The organism is Bacillus sp. TH17, assembly GCF_016651125.1.
GTDB classification, from domain to species: Bacteria; Bacillota; Bacilli; order Bacillales; family Bacillaceae_G; genus Bacillus_A; species Bacillus_A mycoides.
Genome location: NZ_JAEKEN010000001.1, coordinates 4,133,432 through 4,152,182 on the forward strand (window position 1 = coordinate 4,133,432; position 18,751 = coordinate 4,152,182).

The window sequence follows — 18,751 nt, forward strand, 5'->3', positions numbered from 1 at the left end:
ATGCTCTGAAATTGGCGTTACTTTTCGTTATCTACTTGATACGTCTTTAACATCTCTACTTCTTCATCTGTTAATTCACGATATTGCCCAAGTTCTAACTCTTCATCTAACATTAAAGGTCCCATCTCTGTTCTCTTTAAATAAACTACTTTTTTCCCTACCGCTTCAAACATACGCTTCACTTGATGGAATTTTCCTTCTGTAATAACGAGTTCAATCTCAGAAATATCATCACTTTTTAAAATTGTAAGTTCGCCTGGCTTCGTTTCATAGCCATCTTCTAAAATAACACCTTTAGCGAATTCTATTACATCCTCTTCCGTTACAACACCTGAAATGTGTGCATAATATTTTTTCGGCACATGCTTTTTCGGAGATAATAGTTGATGCGTTAACTTCCCATCATTTGTGATTAATAAGAAACCTTCTGTATCAATATCGAGCCTTCCAACAGGGAATGGATCGAAAATCGCATCTTCTAATTCTAATAAATCTATTACTGTTTCGTGGTTATCATCTTCTGTCGCTGAAATAACACCTTGTGGTTTATGCATCATTAAATAAACAAACTCTTTATATTCCACAACTTCACCGTGAATCATAACCTCTTGCTCTTCTACATTCACATGAAACTTCGCATCTTTCACTGGCGTTCCATCAATCTTCACAACGCCGTCTTTCAGTAATTTCTTTACTTCTTTTCTACTTCCGTGTCCCATATTCGCTAATAATTTATCTAATCTCATGTTCTTCACCTTCTTTATTTATCATAGAAAAGGGGACGTATTTACGCCCCTTTTGATTTCAACTTTATTTTGAATCTACTACCAAGTTTACGCTGGATTTTCTCTAAAGCTTCTCCGCCAAATACTCTTTCTAGTACTCCTGTGCGAATCGCTAACAATCCGTAAACAAGACCACCAATACCTGCACAAATCGCAACTGTAATAAGAGCACCAATACGGCCATCAGGCGAAATCATGAAGGATAGAAGCCATTGTGATAGTTTTACAGCAATAACCATTACAAGTGTTAAGACTGCAATTTGGAATGTTCTCTTATATACAACACCAAATGAATAGTGTGCGTGTTTTTTAATTTGTCTATTCGTATACCATACGGAAGCTAAGAAGCCGACTGCAGTAGCCAAAATCGCCCCAACTGTACCGAAATAACGAATAAAGATTACGTTACATGCAAATTTCAAAATAACACCCATCACAAGCGCAATAACCGCATGTTTCTGCTGGTTAATCCCTTGCAGAATTGCTGCTGTTACTGTGAATAAAGCGAATAACAATGCAACTGGCGCATACCACATTAATACTTGTCCACCTAGTGGGTCTGAATCGTAGAAAGCAGTGTAAATCGGATATGCAAGTGTAGAAATACCGACAACTGCTGGCAATGTTAAAAACATATTCGCCTGGAATGTTTGTGTAATTTGTAATTTCAAATAACGGTATTGCTTTTCAGTAAACGACTTTGTAATCGCTGGCACGAGCGTTAAACTAAACGCTGTTGCAAGTGATACTGGAATCATAATTAATTTATGCGTCCACATCGTGAAAATACCGAGTGCTCGCTCTGCGATATCTCCTTGACCAATCGCCTGCATAATAGAGTTAAATGTCAATGTATCAATTTGTTGATATAAAGGAATTGTTAATCCAATTACAACGTAAGGGATTGCATATGCAAACAACTCTTTAAACAATTGAGCGGTACTTACCGTCGATTCTGGTACAGTTTGCTCAATTAAATATTGATCCAAATATTTTTTACGTTTTAACCAGTACCAAATTAATACGCCAAGTGCTCCAACTGCTGAAACGAACGCAGCGAATGTCGCAACCCCAACTGCCGTTGCTACTGTACCGCCAAGTACTTTAATAACGATGAAACTACCCGCTAATAAAAAGACGATACGAATAATTTGCTCAATAATTTGTGAAACCGTAGTCGGTCCCATCGATTGGTGGCCTTGGAAATAACCACGAATCAAACTTGCTGCCGGCACAACAATAAGCGCAAAACTTACGAGGCGAATAATCGTCGTAACTTCTTCTATCTTATTTTGTAAACTTTGTTTACCAAGCATTGCTTCTGCAAATAATGGTGCGGTCATGTACAGTACTAAGAAGGAAAGAACTCCTGTTACTATCATCATAACCATTCCCGAGCGGAACATTCTCCGGCTCGTTTTATAATCTCCAAGTGCATTATATTTGGAAACAAACTTAGAAACAGCAAGCGGCACTCCTGCCGTTGCGATACTTAAAAATATCGTATATGGAATGTATCCATATGTATAGAGCGTTCCGCCTTCTGTGCCTACTAATGCATGAAACGGAAAAACGTAAATCATGCCTAAGAACTTTACTAAGAATGTCCCTAACGTCACAATAAGCGTTCCGCGCAGAAATTTTGAATCGGACATACGAAAATCCTCCTACATCTACATAAAGTGAAACTATAATTAGCGGGAGACTCCCCTCCTACTAATCATTCGAGCATTTACGGACCTTTTTAACTCCCTCTTTACTTCTCATAAATCTTAAGATAGTAGTCTTATTGCCCATAAATAGCAGGATAATGCTGAACTCTAACTTTTGTATTGTACCACAATTCTCCTCTTAAGCAGTACTTCACTCTATTTTTCTTTTAAGGGAAAACATGCTATTCTTTTAGGCAGGAAATGTAGAAAATGAGGTCGATATATTATGCATTATGATGTTATTGTCATCGGCGGCGGTCCTTCAGGGCTAATGGCTGCAATCGGTGCTGCTGAAGAAGGCGCAAGCGCCTTACTTCTTGATAAAGGAAATAAACTAGGACGTAAACTTGCGATTTCTGGTGGTGGTCGTTGTAACGTAACAAACCGTCTACCACTTGATGAAATCGTTAAACATATACCTGGAAATGGTCGCTTCTTATACAGTGCTTTTTCTATTTTCAGTAATGAAGATATTATTACATTCTTCGAAAATCTCGGTGTACAACTGAAAGAAGAGGATCATGGCCGCATGTTCCCAGTATCAAATAAAGCGCAATCTGTTGTAGATGCACTGTTAACACGATTAAAAGACTTAGGTGTGAAAATACGTACGAATACGCCTGTCGAAACGATTGAGTATGAAAACGGTCAAACGAAGGCTGTTATTCTGCAAACAGGTGAGGTGTTAGAAACGAATCACGTCGTTATCGCTGTTGGCGGAAAATCTGTTCCTCAAACTGGTTCTACTGGAGACGGATACGCTTGGGCTGAAAAAGCTGGGCATACAATTACAGAACTTTTCCCAACAGAAGTACCAATTCTTTCAAACGAACCGTTTATTCGTGACCGCACATTACAAGGTCTTGCTTTACGAGATGTAAACTTAAGTGTATTAAACCCGAAAGGAAAAGTTATCATTTCTCATAAAATGGACATGCTTTTCACTCACTTCGGCCTATCTGGCCCTGCTGCTCTTCGCTGTAGCCAATTCGTTGTGAAAGCGATGAAAAAGTTTAAAACGAACACAGTGCACATGAGTATCGATGCATTGCCAGAAGAAAATAGTGAGCAACTGTTCCAGCGCATGCTGAAACAAATGAAAGAAGATCCGAAAAAAGGAATTAAAAACGTTTTAAAAGGCTATGTTCCTGAACGTTACTTCCTATTCTTATTAGAAAAAAATGAAATTGACGGTAGCGAACAAGCTGGACAAGTTTCTCATGAGAAGATTCGCGCACTTGTGAAAGACTTTAAAGAATTTACCGTCCATGTGAATGGTACGCAGTCAATTGAAAAAGCATTCGTTACTGGCGGAGGGGTATCCGTTAAAGAAATTAACCCGAAAGAAATGGCTTCGAAATTCACGAATGGTTTATACTTCTGCGGAGAAGTTCTTGATATTCACGGTTATACTGGCGGCTATAACATTACATCTGCCCTTGTTACTGGCCGAATTGCCGGAACAACAGCAGGACAAAATTCAAAAATGCAATATTAAAAAAGAAACAGGGACTCCTGTTTCTTTTTTTAGTATGTTGAAATAGCAAAGTAATACACGAAATTATATCGGCGATACTTTAAATATGTCGACCGTTTCTTCAAAAATATCCCTTCCTCCTAACTTCCCATTGCTTTTTTGTTGCTTTATATACCTTAGTACCTTTATATTTTATATTGTTGAATATTCGAAAAAGGGTAAGGGGAAAACAAATGAGAAAAAAAGTCATGATGTCTTTAATGCTAATGACGTTTCTTTCTGCGGTAGAAGGAACGATTGTTAGTACAGCGATCCCTCGTATAACGAGTGATTTGTCAGGTGTCGAACTTGTTAGTTGGGTATATGCAATCTATATGCTTGCAACAGCTGTTTCGACTCCAATATACGGAAAGCTAGCTGATTTATTCGGCCGTAAAAAAGTTCTGCTCATCGGAGCAACAATCTTCTTAATCGGTTCTGCACTTTGCGGAGTCGTTACATCAATGGAACAATTAATCTTCTTCCGTGCTCTTCAAGGTATAGGGGCTGGTGCTGTTATGCCGATCACAATGACGATTATTGGAGATCTATATAGCGAAGCTAAAGACCGCGCGAAAGCACAAGGCTGGATGAGTGCCGTTTGGGGTGTATCTGGTGTTATTGGGCCATTAGTAGGTGGATTTTTAGTCGATTCTCTTTCTTGGCGCTATATTTTCTTCTTAAACGTTCCTTTTGGAATTATCGCTTGCTTAATGTTTGCCACTTCTTATAAGGAATCTGTTAAGTCCGCCGCTAAGCAACATATCGACTATCTTGGTGCGACAGTTTTCTCATTAAGTACAATTGCTTTACTATACGCATTATTAACAGGTAGCAGTAAGCAAAACTGGGGAGACATTTCAATTATCGGCCTATTAATCTTTGCCGCTGTTTCATTCATTATTTTCTTATACATCGAGAAAAAGTCTCCGGAGCCATTAATTCCGCTAGCACTTTTCTCTAACCGTACATTATCTACAATAAACATACTAACACTTATTGCTGGCGCAATGATTATTAGTATTACAGTGTATCTTCCAATTTGGAGCCAAGGTGTTTTAGGAAAAAATGCGACAGAGGCTGGACTCATTTTAATGCCGATTCCTGTTATGTGGACATTCGGTGCTATGTTCTCCGGTAACTTAGTTGGCAAGTTACAAACGAAACAAATTATTTTACTTGGAGCTAGCATTTTATCAGTTGCTACTTTCTTATTATTTACATTATCAACAGATTCACCATCATTCCTTATTTATGTTGCAGTCGGATTATTCGGCTTAGGAATGGGGCTTGTTACACCAATTTACATGGTAACAATTCAAGCAGCTGTACCGGCCCATACGCGCGGAACGGCAGTTGGTTTAAATACATTTATTAATACATTTAGTCAAACACTAGGAGCTGCAATCTTCGGAACGATCTTCAATACGATGATTCATGCACGTGGCATTAAAAACCTTGATCTTGTTTCTTCTGGCGGACATGGAGGGGCTACAGCAAACGTAGCAACCGAGTCACAATCCGCATTAGCATCAAGTGTACACGTCATTTATATGAGCACTTTCGTATTAGCGGTATTCACATTAATTATCGCTTGGATCCTATTAAAGCCAGCTAAGCAAACAAGTGAACAATAAAAAAAGGATGACCATTTCGGTCATCCTTTTTGCATAAAATCTACTCTTCATTCTCCACAATATGTTTAAGCACGGACAATTTATTATCCCAAAATCGTTCATAATACGAGAGCCACTGCTGTAATTCCTCTAATGGTTCTGGGTGCAAACGATATATCTTCTCTCTTCCACTCTTTCTTCCACTCACTAAATTCGCTTCTGAAAGAATATGAAGGTGCTTTACAACTGCAGTACGGCTCATCGGAAAATGATCCGTTATTTTTGAAATTGGTAACTCTTTATCACTTAATAACCGTAACACTTCTCGGCGGGTTGGATCAGCAATTGCTTGAAATACATCATATTTCGCTGCTGACGAGGACACTTAACCTTCGACAACCTTTTTCAGTTTTTCATTTACAATCGCTACCCAGCCACCATTCATTCTATCGCGAATAATAGAGCTCTTCGCATTCGCTTTCGGAAGGATTTCATCAGGATGTTTCCAGCCGCCGTGAATTAACGTAAATTCTGTTTTATTATCTCCTAGGTCTTTCAAATTAAATGAAACAACCCAGCCATCTGTGTCCCATGAGAAAGATAAATAATTCGGCTCATCAATCTCTAACACTTTACATGGTGATGGTCCGAAAGGTGATTGCACATGAAACTCATGTCCTACCGCCAATTCGAAATCATTTGGCATAAACCATGACGCAATTCCTTCTGCAGTCGATACTACATTCCATACTTTTTGAATAGGCGCGTTAAAAACGATTGTTTGTTTAATATCATTTAATGTATTTTGTTGTTCCATTTTATATCTCCTTTATTCGGCATTAAAATATAACACCTTTTAGTTTCGTATTAACAATATAACACCTTTTGGTTTCATGTCAAGAACGACTCTTTTTCACTGTTGAGAAATTCTCAACATTTTTTCAACAGGACAAACACCCTCTCACCATTCCTTCATAATATACTCACAAAGGCAATGAAAAATAGAAAATTCCCTCAATACGAAACTCTATCACTCCTATTGAGAGAAGCGCCTAACTTATCTCATCTGTACTTCGTCTCTCCTCCTTCCCTCGGGGACAATACGCGAGATATGTAAAAATCAGAAGGAGTATGCCCGCCATTTGGGTAGGTAGTTATTTCTCTTCTCCTCAACATTTCCTTAGGAGCGAAATGACTACCTACCCACTTTTTTAAACAAAAATAAAAAGGAGATGAAAGCTATGTTCTATTGCATTAACTGTTCTGAAATTCACCATGAAAAACACCCGAATGATAAAGTTTTTAAAAACGGTTTTTATATTGATCCATTTTTAGGTGATCGTTATCACCTTGGTATGTGTACAGATGCCCAAAACCATGAAACAGGGGCGCCTCTTTTAGCGACAAAGAAATTAGGCACAACTCAATCTATTATGAACGTATTACCGACACATGTTGTCCCAACATAAAACATAAAAAAGAGCTGGCTCACCCAGCTCTTTTTTATGCTTTATAAACGATCATTGCTGAAAAACAATAAATTTGGTTTTCGTCATCGTTAATAGAAACACCGACTTGGTACTTAATATCTACAAAGTTACTATCATCAATTTTTTTCAAAAATACATTTACAGCGTCTTCTAAGTCTTTTTCATGACTTTCATCAAACACTTTCACACGAATCATGTTAACACCATCCTAGATCGCAGCCCTCCGCCGCTTGTTTATTGCCACGGTGCGTATCTATGATGCGATAAAACTTTCCATCTTCATATATATATCCGTCTTCTAACACATATTGTTTATCTTCAGTATAGACATAAAACTTACCTATCATAAACTTACTCGTATATAATTCCAAATAATCTTGCCTAAATTTAGCTACAACTTTATTTGTAATATCAATTCTAATTGTGCGCCCCACCTTCTCTCCCTCCCTTGCAAAGAACGGATTTAGGTATATTGTATTAGCGATTTTATATTTTATGCTTAAAAATAAGTGGATATGCCCTCTTTCTGTGCCTGTACTATTTTTCTAAAAAAATTCCCCCTATTTATTCAACTTATAAGAGCAAAAAAACAAACAAAAAAACGACTTTTATATATTGACTACAGCATATCAGATGTGATATTATATAAAATTTGACATTTTTATCCTAGTGTGTTATCATTAAAAGTAGTTACCACATACGGAGGTGGATGATTTGTTTCAAATTGGTGATAAAATCGTTTATCCAATGCACGGTGCAGGAATCATCGAAGCAATTGAAGAGAAAGAAATATTAGGCACTACGCGTCAATATTGTGTTATACGCATCATTAGTAAAGATATGCAAGTAATGCTTCCGATGAATCAATTACAAAAATCAGGTATACGTTATATCGTCGATAAAGGTACGTTAGATGGTATACTTCTTGAATTTCATCATGGGGAATCAGACCCCTCACTCTCTTGGAAACAAAGATATACAATGAATATGGAAAAAATGAAGAACGGCAATCTTCAAGATAGTGCAGAAGTTGTTCGTGATTTACTTCGTCGCAATAAAGAAAGAGCATTAAATGCGAGCGAAAAACAAATGCTAGATAATGCGCGTAAAATGGTTATTAGTGAAGTTGCGCTCGTACAGAATGTTTCAGAACATCAAGCAACAGAATTTCTTCAAGATACAATCAATCATTAATTTTAAAAATAGCCGACCGCTATTTTTTTTTGCGTAAAAAAGGCCAAAGAGTTAAATCTCTTTGGCCTTTCATATTACCCACGCCCCGCTTGAAACGATGGGTATAGAGTCATTCCACCATCTGCAAATAACGTAATTCCAGTTACGTAACGTGCCTCTGCTGAAGCGAGCCACGTTGCTACTGCTGCGATTTCTTCAGGTTTTCCAATGTACCCCATTGGAATCATACTTTCTACGTCGTCACGTTTTTTCGGGTCAGCAAATTTTTCAGCATTAATTGGCGTATTAATTGCACCAGGACCAATATTATTTACCCGAATACCTTTTGGTGCATATTCTAACGCTAACGTTTCTGTCATAAGCTTAATCCCTCCCTTACTAGCCGCATAATGCACAAATAATGGCCACGGGATTTTCTCATGAACACTAGACATATTAATAACCGAACCTTTAATATCGTGTTCCACAAAATATTTAATCGCTTCACGACTTCCTAAAAAAGCACCTGTTAAATTTGTATGAATTACCTTATTCCAATCCTCTAACGGCATTTCATGCGACGGTACCGCGTTTTCTATCCCTGCATTATTAATCATAACGTCGAGCGTACCAAACTCTTTCACAGCAGATTGAATGAGATTCACAACATCTGCCTCGACCGTCACATCACCTTTTACAGCAATCGCTTCTCCACCTACCTTTTTTATTTCTTCTAATACATCGTTCGCTTCTGACTCTCTTGAGCGATAGTTAATAACAACTTTCGCCTTCTCTTTAGCAAATCTTACTCCCATGGCTCTTCCAAGACCAGTTGCTGATCCTGTAATAACGACGACTTTCCCTTCTAAATCGCTATACATTTTAATACCTCCTTAACCTTTCGCAATCCCCAGCATAATTCCAGCTGCAATGATAAAAACGATACCAATAACAATCCCAATTAATTGACGCTTCGTTTTCCTTTCACCTAATATAAAAATCCCGCCAAGCGTCGAAATAATAATTCCCATTTGTGAAAGGGAAAAGCTTGTTGCGACCCCAACTCTTGGCTGCGAAATGAATAAAAACATATTTCCAGCTGCCCAAATCAATCCTGGAAGAATATTTCGAATCGCATATTTATTGAATGGATGATGTTTAAATGTGAGTAAAATCCCGCCTAATACCATACCGACCGCTTGTGGTAATAAAGCCGACCAACCGTTCACGTTAAATAACCGGATAACTACTACGTAAACTAAATAACCGACTGTTGAAATTAATAAAATAATAATTCCTTTTTTAAAATTCCCTGCTTGCTCTGCATTCTTCTCTTCTTTACTTTGAAGCGATGTTAAAATAACCCCGATAATAATACAAACGAGCGCCAAAACTCCAAGAACGACCGATATCGTCGTTGACCATTCATGAAACACGATAACCCCAAATAATGTTGTTGCGACTAATTGAAGCCCTGTTGAAATCGGCATCGTTCTAGAAACACCCATTAAATCAATACTTTTTAATTGATTCGCTTGACCAAGTGCCCAAAATAAGCCAGATACAATTCCAACTCCAATAACGGTCGGAGTTAATACCGGCTTCATAAAAATATAAACGACAATTGAGAAGATAAGTGCACCGAACGTTGTACCGAGCGTTTGACTATACGGTCCCCCACCCAGTTTCACGTTAAATAGCACAATACTCCCCCAAAATATAGCTGGTAAAATCGCTAAAAGTATATCCATCGCTCATTACCTTTCTCTACAAAATGTCATAGGTTATCGCTCTAAATCATTAGAGTGAGCTTTTATTTTTTCGTTTTTTCGTGCACAAATCTTTTCTACAATAGCACCAGAAACATTCTTTTCTCGCTCCACTTTCTTTATCTTTATGTGATCTAAATTGTCTTCCAAAGTAAGTGTAACTTTATCATTCGGCGGATTATGTGCCCCTTGAAATGTAAGAAATTGTATCGTAACTTCAAACCTAGGAACAAACTCATCTTTCTTGCCTAGACGCTTTATATTTGTAACTGAGTCACATTCATATTGATCTTCTGTCACTTGCCTTATAACCGAGTAATATCGATTCAGTAACGCACTTTCTAAAAGCTGTTCCGTCGATTCTTTTGCCAAAGAATTGCTTGGAGAAAAGAAAAAAACAGAACATATCATTGCAATCATTACACATATCTTTTTCATAACTTCCTCCTTTTCCTATAAGATAGTGTTCTCCAAAATGCCATAAAAAAACGACTTTCCCTATTTAGGAAAGTCGTTTTTTATAGCATAAATCCAATATTAACCACCACTCACTGGTGGTATTAGTGCAACTACATCACCAGTGTGTATCGTGTCATCTTCATTTGCGTACTCTTCATTAATCGCAACCATAATTGGCGCTGACACTGGTACATTATATTCTTTCGCAACAATATCTTTTAACTCTGCAACAGTAATATTTTCTTTCTCTATTTGTAATTCACTCGTTCCTGCTTCTTCTTGCAAGTTCGCAAATAACAATACTCGAATCATATTTATAACTCCTTCCCAGGCTCTCCTGCTGGATATGGTGTTTTTTCTAATTGGTCACCAATCCATGAGTCACCATCTTCCCAAAACTCCTTTTTCCAAATTGGAACAATTTGCTTAATACGCTCCATAATATATTCATTCGCTTCATAAGCCTCTTTGCGATGAGGCGTTGATACAGCAACAACAACCGCTATATCAGAAATTTGCAGCGTGCCGATGCGATGCGTAATCGCAACATGTGTACCGGGCCACTTCTCCTTCACTTCTGACCCAATTTTCTGTAGCATCTTTTCTGCCATCGTCTTATAAGCTACATACTCTAAGTATAGTGTACGACGCCCTTTCGTAAACTCCCTAACTGTCCCGATAAATGTTGTAACAGCACCACATTCACGGCGAACTACTTTCTTTGTCACCTCTTCAATCGAGATTTCTGTATCAATTACTTCATAATACGTATTTATCATTTTGCACCCCTAGCCGTTTGTAAAAACCAGTCTATATACAATTTTTCTTCTGTTATATGAAATACTTTATATTCTTCTCGTACATTTGACGAAGCATCATACCACGTAATAACTGCCGCTATATTTTCTACTTTATGTAAAAGTTCAGCGTCTTCCTCAGAACGAAGTAACACTACTTTCGGATAGTTCTCAGCTTTATAGCCCTCTATTAAAATCGTATCTACTTCAAAAAATTCGTACAAGCGGATAATTTCTTGCAAGGACCATTCATCTCGCAAAGAGGACAAAGATAGTAATCCGGCACCTTCTACACTACTTACTACAGCACCAGCTTTTCGGTGTCTTTCACTATCTTTTTGCGCTACTTCAGGAAAGCCCCCGTGACCATGATGTTTAATTGTAGCAACCTTCATTTCTCTTTCAGCTAATGCATGTACCATCTTCTCTACAAGTGTTGTTTTCCCGCTATTTTGATACCCTACTATTTGTAAGATTGAAGAGGCTTTGTCCACGGCCAATCACTTCCCTCAGAGCATTCTAACAATAATACAGACACTTTCATTCCTGCTTCAAATCCTCTCGTTCCTCCAGGCAGCACGATAAAAGCATTTGCATCCGCAAGTGAAGAGACCGCACTCGATTTATCTAAACCGACTGGCATCGCTTGTAGTGCCCCATTAACAATAATCGCTTTCGCTCTTACAAAACGAGTAAATGGATTTGGTTTCGGAAAATCTTTTTGTAAAATAGCATCAGTTCTATATACGTGAGGCTCCTTCACATGCAAATACGTTTTCATAATTGGATGTACAAATAATTCGAAACCTACATAACAAGCTGACGGATTACCTGATAAACCGAAAAGTAACTTTCCATCAATTTCAGCTACTGTCGTTACACTTCCAGGTCTCATCGCTATTTTATTAAAGAGTACATTCGCCTGTAACCTTGCATAAATAGCCGGTAAGTAGTCGTAATCTCCTACTGAAACACCGCCCGTTGTAATTAAAATATCAACCTCGCCCATCGCTGATTTAGCGGCTGTAAAACATGCATCTAACTCATCAGCAAGTTGTCCATAGTAACGCACTTTTCCGCCAGCTTTCATAATTTGAGCGGCAATCATGTAAGAGTTACTATTTCTAATTTTCCCTGGCTCTAACGCCTCATGCACTTCTAGTAATTCGCTGCCCGTCGTTACAATACCGACAACAGGCTGTTTTACAACTTTCACAGTGCTATATCCAAACGTCGCTAATAATGCGGCAACACCTGGATTGATTACAACACCTTTCTTAACGAGGACTTGATTTTGTTTTATATCTTCTCCTTTAAATGACACATTGTCACCGTTTTGGAAAGGACGTTTTAACTTCATATATGTACTTTCGTTCCTCTCGAATCCTTCCGTCAGTTCTAGCATTACGACTGCATTGCAATCTTCTGGCATAGCTGCTCCTGTCATAATACGAACCGCCTGAAAAGCCCCTACTTCTTCTGCAAAAACAGATCCTGCTCCGATTTCCCCTATTACTTCAAATTCAATCGGATGCTCTTGACTCGCTTCCTTCGTGTCTTCTGCTCGAATTGCGAAACCATCGTAAGGAGAACGATCAAAGTGAGGAACGTCGTGATCTGAGACAACATCCTCTCCAAGAATCCTCCCGTAACTTTCTGTAATAGAAACTTCTTCTACTTCACCATGCTTAGCATATTTCATAACCCGCTCTACAGCCTCAGCAACTTGAATCGGGATTCGTTTTTCTACCATTGTTTCTCACCTCATATTTGCAAAATATCTAATCTCGATTACACTTTATATATTAAATCGCAATTACTTCAAGGAGGAATTCCATGTCTTCATTCACACATTTCAACGACCAAGGGCGCGCTAAAATGGTTGATATAAGTGACAAAAAAATAACCGTTCGAACAGCAATAGCATGCTCTAGCATTCTCGTTACAAAAGAAATTTTTGATAAAATCTCACGCAACGAAATTGGTAAAGGTGACGTATTAGCCGTCGCACAAATCGCAGGTATTATGGCTGCAAAACGTACTTCTGATATTATCCCAATGTGCCATCCTTTATTATTAAAAGGTGTTGATGTCTCTTTCGATTGGAAACAGTCAGAAGAACAATATCGGCTACTTATTGAAGTAAAAGTTAAAACAGAAGGTAGTACCGGCGTTGAGATGGAAGCTTTAACAGCTGCTTCCGCTACCGCTCTTACTGTATATGACATGTGTAAAGCCGTTGATAAGGGTATGATTATTGGCGAAACGTACTTACTTGAAAAAACGGGCGGAAAAAATGGAGATTATATTAGAAATTCTTAATCCTACCTTTTCCATTTGAACCTAAAGGATTCCCCTTTAGGTTCAACCTATATATCTTGCATATAGTCGTTTCGCAACATTCATATCATTCGTACCATGAATAAACGCCCTGCCATCTGTAAATAAAACAAAACGATATTCTTCCACTGGAAATGATAATAAGTACGGCGTTGCTTTTACATCCACACTTTTTTGTAAGCGCTTTTTAATTTCCTCTAAATTAAAACCCTGACGCACACCTGGACGGATTTGAACTGTATTTCGCCCACATAATACTTCTGTTTTCGTTTGTGCTTCAAATGTTAAACTCGGATATGTACGTAACTTTCCACAGGATAAACATGTATCCTTTTTCTGCCTATTCACTTTAAATGCCATCTGTTGATTATTCCAAAGATCAAATGATAGCATCGTTTCACGAAGTGCCTCAAAATCTTCTACTAATATTTTCAAGGCTTCCGTTATTTGATGTGCAACTACTAATTGCACTGCTGGCTGTATAATACCGGCCGTATCACATGTCGCTCCGCTCGCCGGATGTTCCATTAAACATCGAAAACACGGCGTTTTTCCTGGCAAGATTGTATAAGTTACTCCGTAGCTTCCAACGCATCCTCCGTATATCCACGGAACGTTATACATCTGCGATATATCATTAATAAGAAGGCGCGTTTCAAAATTATCTGTCGCATCTAATATTAAATCTACACCTTTAATTAACTCTTCCATTTCTTGCACCGTTACATCAGTCACAACCGGTACAATTTCTACTTCGGAATTAATTGCCTTTAAATGTTCTGCTGCCGCTATTGCTTTCGGTTTATAATGCTTCGCATCTTCTTCTGTATATAATTGTTGCCTTTGTAAATTACTCCATTCTACATAATCACGATCCGCAATTGTAATTTTTCCAACACCTGCTCTAACAATTGCTTCTGCATTCGCTGCTCCGAGCGCACCAGCACCGATGACGAGCACGTGCTTCCCTCTTATTTTCCGTTGCCCTGCTTCCCCAACACCAGAAAATAACATTTGTCTTGAATATCGCTCTTGCATACGACATCCCCCTTTCTTATCCTCCTATATAAGACATTTCAATTTTCGGACGATTTTTCGCACTTTCTTCTGTCCGTTCATCTGAATATCGATCTTTTCTATTCTCCCATACATATTGTATAGCTTTTAATAACTCATTATCCGAAAGGTTCTCCCTCAGAAGTTTCCTTAAATCCATTCCTTCTGTTGCAAACAAGCAAGTATAAAACTTTCCATCTGCCGAAATTCTTGCTCTCGTACAAGAAGAACAAAATGACTCAGAAACAGAGGTAATAAAACCAACCTCTACATTCGTTCCAACGTATCGATACCGCTTCGCAACCTCACCAAAATAATGAGCTTCAGCTGGCTCAATTGGATACACCCCATGAATCATATCAATTAATTCTCGTTTCGTAATAACTTGATCAAAATTCCATCCATTCGTACTGCCAACATCCATAAACTCAATAAATCTAAGCGTGATTCCTTGTTCTTTAAAATACGTAGCAACCGGAAGTACTTGATGATCATTCATTCCTTTTTTCACAACCATATTTACTTTCACTTCAAGGCCTGCTTCTTTCGCTGCCATAATTCCTTTTAACACTGGCTTCGTATTCATATTCCGGCCATTAATTGCGCGGAACACATTATCATCTATCGCATCCAAACTAACATTTACTCGGTGTAACCCAGCTTCTTTTAACGCCTTAGCTTGCTTCGTTAAATGAATCGCATTTGTCGTTAATCCTATATCTACTAAACCGTCAATTTTCACGAGACGTTCGATAAGTTTTGTTAAGTCCTTACGGAGCAAGGGTTCGCCACCAGTAAGTCTAATTTTCCGTACACCGATGCTAACAAATACTTTTGCTAATCGCTCTATTTCATCAAATGTCAGTAAAAACTCATCTTTCAAAAAAGCATAATCAGGACCAAACACTTCGGCTGGCATACAATACGTACACCGTAAATTACAACGATCAATGACAGAGATGCGTAAATCTTGAAGTGGGCGTCCGAAAAAATCTTTAACCTTCTCCTGCATCGCCACTCTCCCTTTCTGCCAAATTTATACCTCTCTTCATTCTATTATAATATATTTTTGAACCGCGATGTTTTTGCTCAAGTGAATAAAGTGAAACTTTAATCAGTGGGGGTTTTGTCCATCCCCACTGATTATTAGCCCACAAATAGAGGGATAAAAAACCTTGAAACATAAAAGTTCCAAGGTTTTTTTGCTTATTAACTTAATCTAATAATAGTTAGAGTAGCTCCTGGCGTTGTCGTAGATAATGTAGCCACTGCAAGTAATCCAAATAACTGTAAACTAATAGCAGAGCCCGCAGCTAAATTACTAATAATTGTCGCATTAAATGAACCTGTAGCCACTGCCGGTGAATTTATTGTTCCTGCTAGCGGACTTCCATTTACAGTTATACGCGAACTTACAAGTAAAGCTGCCGTTATATTAATTGTGTAGGCTATATAATAATTACCTGCATTTGTAACGGTAAACACAGTATTTCCACCACTAACTGTTATTCCCGGTCCAATATTTTGATTGTTCGGTAATGGTATATTCGTACCGCCTAACAACACGGAAATAGCACTTCCTGAAGTATTATTTGCAAAGGAATACGTTGCAGTTGTACTAACTCCAGTCCCCCCGGTCGCTCCTGTTGCTCCTGTTGCTCCTGTTGCTCCCGTTGCTCCCGTTGCTCCCGTTGCTCCCGTTGCTCCCGTTGGACCTTGGATTCCTTGTGAACCTGTCGCTCCTGTTGCCCCCGTTGGACCTTGAATTCCTTGTGAACCTGTCGCTCCTGTTGCTCCCGTTGGACCTTGAATTCCTTGTGGGCCTTGTGGGCCTGTTGGACCTGTGTCCCCGGTTGGGCCTTGTGGACCTTGTAAACCTTGCACACCTTGCGGACCTGTTGGACCTATTTCTCCTTGCACACCTTGTATTCCGGTTGGGCCTTGTGGACCAGTCGGACCTTGCACTCCTTGTATCCCTTGAATTCCCTGTGGGCCTTGTGCTCCGGTTGCACCTGTTGCCCCTTGTATCCCTTGTGGGCCTTGACCTCCTTGGATTCCTTGAGGACCTGTTGGACCTTGGATTCCTTGCGGGCCTTGAATTCCTTGCGGCCCTTGATCTCCCGTTGCTCCCGTTATACCTTGGATCCCTTGTGGACCTTGAACACCTTGCGGACCGGTTGGGCCTATGTCTCCTTGTACTCCTTGTATTCCTTGTGGACCCTGCAGCCCCGTTGCTCCTGTTGCACCAGTTACCCCAGTTGCTCCGGTCACACCCGTCGCCCCTGTTACTCCCGTATCTCCTACTCCTCCCGTTACACCTGTCGCTCCTGTCGGACCAGGTGGTCCACCGGATGGACCTGTCAATCCCGTCGGACCTGATGGACCTGTTGGGCCAGTCGGTCCAGCTGGGCCTCCTGATGGACCCGTTACACCTGATGGACCCGTTACTCCAGTTGCCCCTGTAGTCCCTTCCCCTGTCGCCCCTGTTGTACCCGTATCTCCAGTTACTCCTGTCGGACCTTGGATTCCTTGAATTCCTTGTGGGCCTTGCACTCCTTGCGCACCCGTCGGTCCTTGAATTCCTTGGATACCTTGAACTCCCTGTGGACCCATTGGACCTGTTGGACCGATCGCTCCTTGAGCACCTTGCACTCCTTGGGGACCCTCTGGACCAGTTGCGCCTATTTCCCCTTGTACCCCTTGAATTCCGGTTGCTCCTTGTACTCCTGTTGCTCCAGTTACCCCCTGAACCCCTTGAATTCCCTGTATTCCTTGTGAACCTTCTGGACCTGTCGCTCCTACTGGCCCTTGAATTCCCTGAATTCCTTGTGGGCCCTCTGGACCTGTTGCTCCAGCTGGTCCTGGCACTCCTTGTATTCCTTGCGGGCCCTGAAGTCCTTCTGGACCTTCTGGACCTGTTGGTCCTATATCCCCCATCGGACCTTGAATCCCTTGAACTCCTTGTGGTCCCGTTGCTCCTGATGGACCTGGTACCCCTTGTATTCCTTGTGGACCTTGATCTCCTGTTTCTCCTGTTACACCTTGAGGTCCTATAACTCCCTGTATACCTTGAGGACCTTGATCTCCTGTTGCTCCCGTTATCCCTTGGATCCCCTGAATACCTTGGATTCCTTGTTCACCCGTCAATCCTGTCGGACCAGGAATACCTTGAATGCCCTGTGGGCCTTCTGGACCGGTTGGACCAATTGGCCCTTGAATTCCTTGTATTCCTTGTATTCCTTGTATTCCTTGTATTCCTTGCGGGCCCTGTGCACCGGTTTCTCCTGTACTTCCAGTCGGACCGGTTAGCCCCTGACCTGTTGCTCCAGTCACCCCTGTACTTCCACTCGGTCCACCTCCAGGACCTGTTGCTCCAGTCGGCCCGGTTGGACCAGGAGGTCCTCCTGATGGACCTGTTATCCCTGTTGAACCTGTTATTCCTGTCGGGCCGGTTAGCCCCTGACCTGTTGCTCCAGTCGGACCCGTACTTCCACTCGGTCCTTGTGGTCCTTGAAACCCTTGAGCTCCTTGTATCCCTTGTGGACCAGTTGCCCCTGGTAACCCTTGCACACCTTGAATTCCTTGAGGCCCCTCAGGTCCTGTTGCCCCAATCGGTCCTTGTAATCCCTGTATGCCCTGTATGCCTTGTGCCCCAGTCGCTCCGGTTGGACCAATTGGACCTTGTAACCCTTGCACTCCTTGAGGTCCTGTCGCTCCAGTTTCTCCCTGTGGTCCCCTTAATCCTTGTGGTCCCTGCTGTCCTTCTGGTCCTGTTGCACCCATTTGTCCAGCTGGTCCTTGAATCCCTTGCACTCCTTGAGGTCCTGTCGGGCCCATCTCCCCCATCGGACCTTGAAATCCCCTTGGTCCTTGTGGGCCAGTCGGTCCTTGTGGACCGGTTGGACCAGTAATCCCAATGCCAGTAAATCCCGTTGGAACGGGAGGAAAGGTAGGTCCAATAAGATTCGGTGAAATTCTGAAATTAGAGTTTAATGAATTTTGTCTATCACGCTCTTTCACACTTTCACCACCTACACA

General features: G+C 40.4%; 21 protein-coding genes. 5 read left to right on the forward strand and 16 right to left on the reverse strand.

Annotated features, from left to right (window positions below):
* Positions 1–17: 17 nt before the first annotated feature.
* Together JFT95_RS21200 and JFT95_RS21205 are read right to left on the reverse strand one after the other, a co-directional pair.
* Positions 18–746, reverse strand: coding sequence for a pseudouridine synthase (locus JFT95_RS21200; RefSeq protein ID WP_002034388.1), 729 nt, complete (start codon positions 744–746; stop codon positions 18–20).
* Between the two features lie 41 nt (positions 747–787).
* A complete protein-coding gene (locus JFT95_RS21205) occupies positions 788–2,440 on the reverse strand; it encodes a putative polysaccharide biosynthesis protein (protein ID WP_002089053.1) in 1,653 nt (550 codons plus the stop codon).
* 283 nt (positions 2,441–2,723) lie between these two features.
* Here JFT95_RS21205 and JFT95_RS21210 point away from each other — a divergent pair, with 283 nt between their 5' ends.
* Both JFT95_RS21210 and JFT95_RS21215 read left to right on the forward strand, forming a co-directional pair.
* Positions 2,724–3,995, forward strand: a complete 1,272-nt coding sequence (locus tag JFT95_RS21210; RefSeq protein ID WP_201053188.1) for a BaiN/RdsA family NAD(P)/FAD-dependent oxidoreductase — start codon at positions 2,724–2,726, stop codon at positions 3,993–3,995.
* A 212-nt stretch (positions 3,996–4,207) separates the two neighbouring features.
* Positions 4,208–5,650 carry an MDR family MFS transporter gene (locus JFT95_RS21215; RefSeq protein ID WP_002112346.1) on the forward strand — a complete coding sequence of 481 codons (1,443 nt, stop codon included), beginning with the start codon at positions 4,208–4,210 and terminating at the stop codon, positions 5,648–5,650.
* A gap of 40 nt (positions 5,651–5,690) precedes the next feature.
* Here JFT95_RS21215 and JFT95_RS21220 read toward each other — a convergent pair whose 3' ends face one another.
* Positions 5,691–6,014 (reverse strand): ArsR/SmtB family transcription factor, encoded by a 324-nt coding sequence (locus tag JFT95_RS21220; protein WP_002015665.1) that lies wholly within the window; start codon positions 6,012–6,014, stop codon positions 5,691–5,693.
* Positions 6,015–6,446: an SRPBCC family protein gene (locus JFT95_RS21225; RefSeq protein WP_002015664.1), complete on the reverse strand. Its 432-nt coding sequence runs from the start codon at positions 6,444–6,446 to the stop codon at positions 6,015–6,017.
* A 424-nt stretch (positions 6,447–6,870) separates the two neighbouring features.
* On the opposite strand from JFT95_RS21225, the gene JFT95_RS21230 reads away from it, so the two are divergent.
* Positions 6,871–7,098, forward strand: a complete 228-nt coding sequence (locus JFT95_RS21230; RefSeq protein ID WP_002129470.1) for a DUF3973 domain-containing protein — start codon at positions 6,871–6,873, stop codon at positions 7,096–7,098.
* Positions 7,099–7,132: 34 nt separating this feature from the next.
* Here JFT95_RS21230 and JFT95_RS21235 read toward each other — a convergent pair whose 3' ends face one another.
* Both JFT95_RS21235 and JFT95_RS21240 read right to left on the reverse strand, forming a co-directional pair.
* Entirely contained in the window at positions 7,133–7,315 is a 183-nt protein-coding gene (locus tag JFT95_RS21235) for a sporulation protein Cse60 (RefSeq protein WP_000621751.1), read from the reverse strand.
* Position 7,316: 1 nt separating this feature from the next.
* Positions 7,317–7,553, reverse strand: coding sequence for a DUF2553 family protein (locus JFT95_RS21240; RefSeq protein WP_002089059.1), 237 nt, complete (start codon positions 7,551–7,553; stop codon positions 7,317–7,319).
* Between the two features lie 280 nt (positions 7,554–7,833).
* Here JFT95_RS21240 and JFT95_RS21245 point away from each other — a divergent pair, with 280 nt between their 5' ends.
* Entirely contained in the window at positions 7,834–8,313 is a 480-nt protein-coding gene (locus tag JFT95_RS21245; RefSeq protein ID WP_002089061.1) for a CarD family transcriptional regulator, read from the forward strand.
* Positions 8,314–8,387: 74 nt separating this feature from the next.
* Here the strand turns inward: JFT95_RS21245 and JFT95_RS21250 are convergent, their stop codons facing one another.
* The 7 genes from JFT95_RS21250 to JFT95_RS21280 form a co-directional block, all read right to left on the reverse strand.
* A complete protein-coding gene (locus JFT95_RS21250; protein WP_201053190.1) occupies positions 8,388–9,173 on the reverse strand; it encodes a glucose 1-dehydrogenase in 786 nt (261 codons plus the stop codon).
* Between the two features lie 12 nt (positions 9,174–9,185).
* On the reverse strand, positions 9,186–10,043 hold the full coding sequence (glcU, locus tag JFT95_RS21255; protein WP_002129475.1) for a glucose uptake protein GlcU: 858 nt from the start codon (positions 10,041–10,043) through the stop codon (positions 9,186–9,188).
* 33 nt (positions 10,044–10,076) lie between these two features.
* Positions 10,077–10,499, reverse strand: coding sequence for a DUF3888 domain-containing protein (locus JFT95_RS21260; RefSeq protein ID WP_002089063.1), 423 nt, complete (start codon positions 10,497–10,499; stop codon positions 10,077–10,079).
* Between the two features lie 99 nt (positions 10,500–10,598).
* Positions 10,599–10,832 (reverse strand): molybdopterin converting factor subunit 1, encoded by a 234-nt coding sequence (gene moaD, locus JFT95_RS21265; protein WP_002089064.1) that lies wholly within the window; start codon positions 10,830–10,832, stop codon positions 10,599–10,601.
* 2 nt (positions 10,833–10,834) lie between these two features.
* Entirely contained in the window at positions 10,835–11,299 is a 465-nt protein-coding gene (moaE, locus tag JFT95_RS21270; protein ID WP_002129479.1) for a molybdopterin synthase catalytic subunit MoaE, read from the reverse strand.
* On the reverse strand, positions 11,296–11,817 hold the full coding sequence (gene mobB, locus JFT95_RS21275) for a molybdopterin-guanine dinucleotide biosynthesis protein B (protein ID WP_201053192.1): 522 nt from the start codon (positions 11,815–11,817) through the stop codon (positions 11,296–11,298). The genes moaE and mobB overlap by 4 nt, the downstream gene beginning before the upstream one ends.
* Positions 11,781–13,070 carry a molybdopterin molybdotransferase MoeA gene (locus JFT95_RS21280; protein WP_201053195.1) on the reverse strand — a complete coding sequence of 430 codons (1,290 nt, stop codon included), beginning with the start codon at positions 13,068–13,070 and terminating at the stop codon, positions 11,781–11,783. The genes mobB and JFT95_RS21280 overlap by 37 nt, the downstream gene beginning before the upstream one ends.
* Positions 13,071–13,153: 83 nt before the next feature.
* Here JFT95_RS21280 and moaC point away from each other — a divergent pair, with 83 nt between their 5' ends.
* Entirely contained in the window at positions 13,154–13,639 is a 486-nt protein-coding gene (gene moaC / locus JFT95_RS21285) for a cyclic pyranopterin monophosphate synthase MoaC (RefSeq protein ID WP_002129484.1), read from the forward strand.
* A gap of 42 nt (positions 13,640–13,681) precedes the next feature.
* Here the strand turns inward: moaC and JFT95_RS21290 are convergent, their stop codons facing one another.
* The 3 genes from JFT95_RS21290 to JFT95_RS21300 all read right to left on the reverse strand — a co-directional run bounded on the left by JFT95_RS21290 (position 13,682) and on the right by JFT95_RS21300 (position 18,733).
* A complete protein-coding gene (locus tag JFT95_RS21290) occupies positions 13,682–14,695 on the reverse strand; it encodes a molybdopterin-synthase adenylyltransferase MoeB (RefSeq protein ID WP_002190938.1) in 1,014 nt (337 codons plus the stop codon).
* Between the two features lie 16 nt (positions 14,696–14,711).
* The gene (gene moaA, locus JFT95_RS21295) at positions 14,712–15,725 is read right to left on the reverse strand and encodes a GTP 3',8-cyclase MoaA (protein ID WP_002138702.1); all 1,014 of its coding nucleotides are present in this window, start codon (positions 15,723–15,725) and stop codon (positions 14,712–14,714) included.
* A gap of 197 nt (positions 15,726–15,922) precedes the next feature.
* Positions 15,923–18,733 (reverse strand): BclA-related collagen-like exosporium protein, encoded by a 2,811-nt coding sequence (locus JFT95_RS21300; RefSeq protein WP_201053197.1) that lies wholly within the window; start codon positions 18,731–18,733, stop codon positions 15,923–15,925.
* Between the last annotated feature and the right edge of the window lie 18 nt (positions 18,734–18,751).

What these genes read in the sequence shown, in the direction of transcription:
- JFT95_RS21235 (WP_000621751.1), bottom strand. Translation starts at nt 7,315, where the DNA reads ATGATTCGTGTGAAAGTGTTTGATGAAAGTCATGAAAAAGACTTAGAA.
- moaC (WP_002129484.1), top strand. Translation starts at nt 13,154, where the DNA reads ATGTCTTCATTCACACATTTCAACGACCAAGGGCGCGCTAAAATGGTT.
- glcU (WP_002129475.1), bottom strand. Translation starts at nt 10,043, where the DNA reads ATGGATATACTTTTAGCGATTTTACCAGCTATATTTTGGGGGAGTATT.
- JFT95_RS21210 (WP_201053188.1), top strand. Translation starts at nt 2,724, where the DNA reads ATGCATTATGATGTTATTGTCATCGGCGGCGGTCCTTCAGGGCTAATG.
- JFT95_RS21200 (WP_002034388.1), bottom strand. Translation starts at nt 746, where the DNA reads ATGAGATTAGATAAATTATTAGCGAATATGGGACACGGAAGTAGAAAA.
- JFT95_RS21280 (WP_201053195.1), bottom strand. Translation starts at nt 13,070, where the DNA reads ATGGTAGAAAAACGAATCCCGATTCAAGTTGCTGAGGCTGTAGAGCGG.
- JFT95_RS21230 (WP_002129470.1), top strand. Translation starts at nt 6,871, where the DNA reads ATGTTCTATTGCATTAACTGTTCTGAAATTCACCATGAAAAACACCCG.
- JFT95_RS21260 (WP_002089063.1), bottom strand. Translation starts at nt 10,499, where the DNA reads ATGAAAAAGATATGTGTAATGATTGCAATGATATGTTCTGTTTTTTTC.
- JFT95_RS21205 (WP_002089053.1), bottom strand. Translation starts at nt 2,440, where the DNA reads ATGTCCGATTCAAAATTTCTGCGCGGAACGCTTATTGTGACGTTAGGG.
- moaE (WP_002129479.1), bottom strand. Translation starts at nt 11,299, where the DNA reads ATGATAAATACGTATTATGAAGTAATTGATACAGAAATCTCGATTGAA.
- moaA (WP_002138702.1), bottom strand. Translation starts at nt 15,725, where the DNA reads ATGCAGGAGAAGGTTAAAGATTTTTTCGGACGCCCACTTCAAGATTTA.
- JFT95_RS21215 (WP_002112346.1), top strand. Translation starts at nt 4,208, where the DNA reads ATGAGAAAAAAAGTCATGATGTCTTTAATGCTAATGACGTTTCTTTCT.
- JFT95_RS21250 (WP_201053190.1), bottom strand. Translation starts at nt 9,173, where the DNA reads ATGTATAGCGATTTAGAAGGGAAAGTCGTCGTTATTACAGGATCAGCA.
- JFT95_RS21290 (WP_002190938.1), bottom strand. Translation starts at nt 14,695, where the DNA reads ATGCAAGAGCGATATTCAAGACAAATGTTATTTTCTGGTGTTGGGGAA.
- JFT95_RS21225 (WP_002015664.1), bottom strand. Translation starts at nt 6,446, where the DNA reads ATGGAACAACAAAATACATTAAATGATATTAAACAAACAATCGTTTTT.
- moaD (WP_002089064.1), bottom strand. Translation starts at nt 10,832, where the DNA reads ATGATTCGAGTATTGTTATTTGCGAACTTGCAAGAAGAAGCAGGAACG.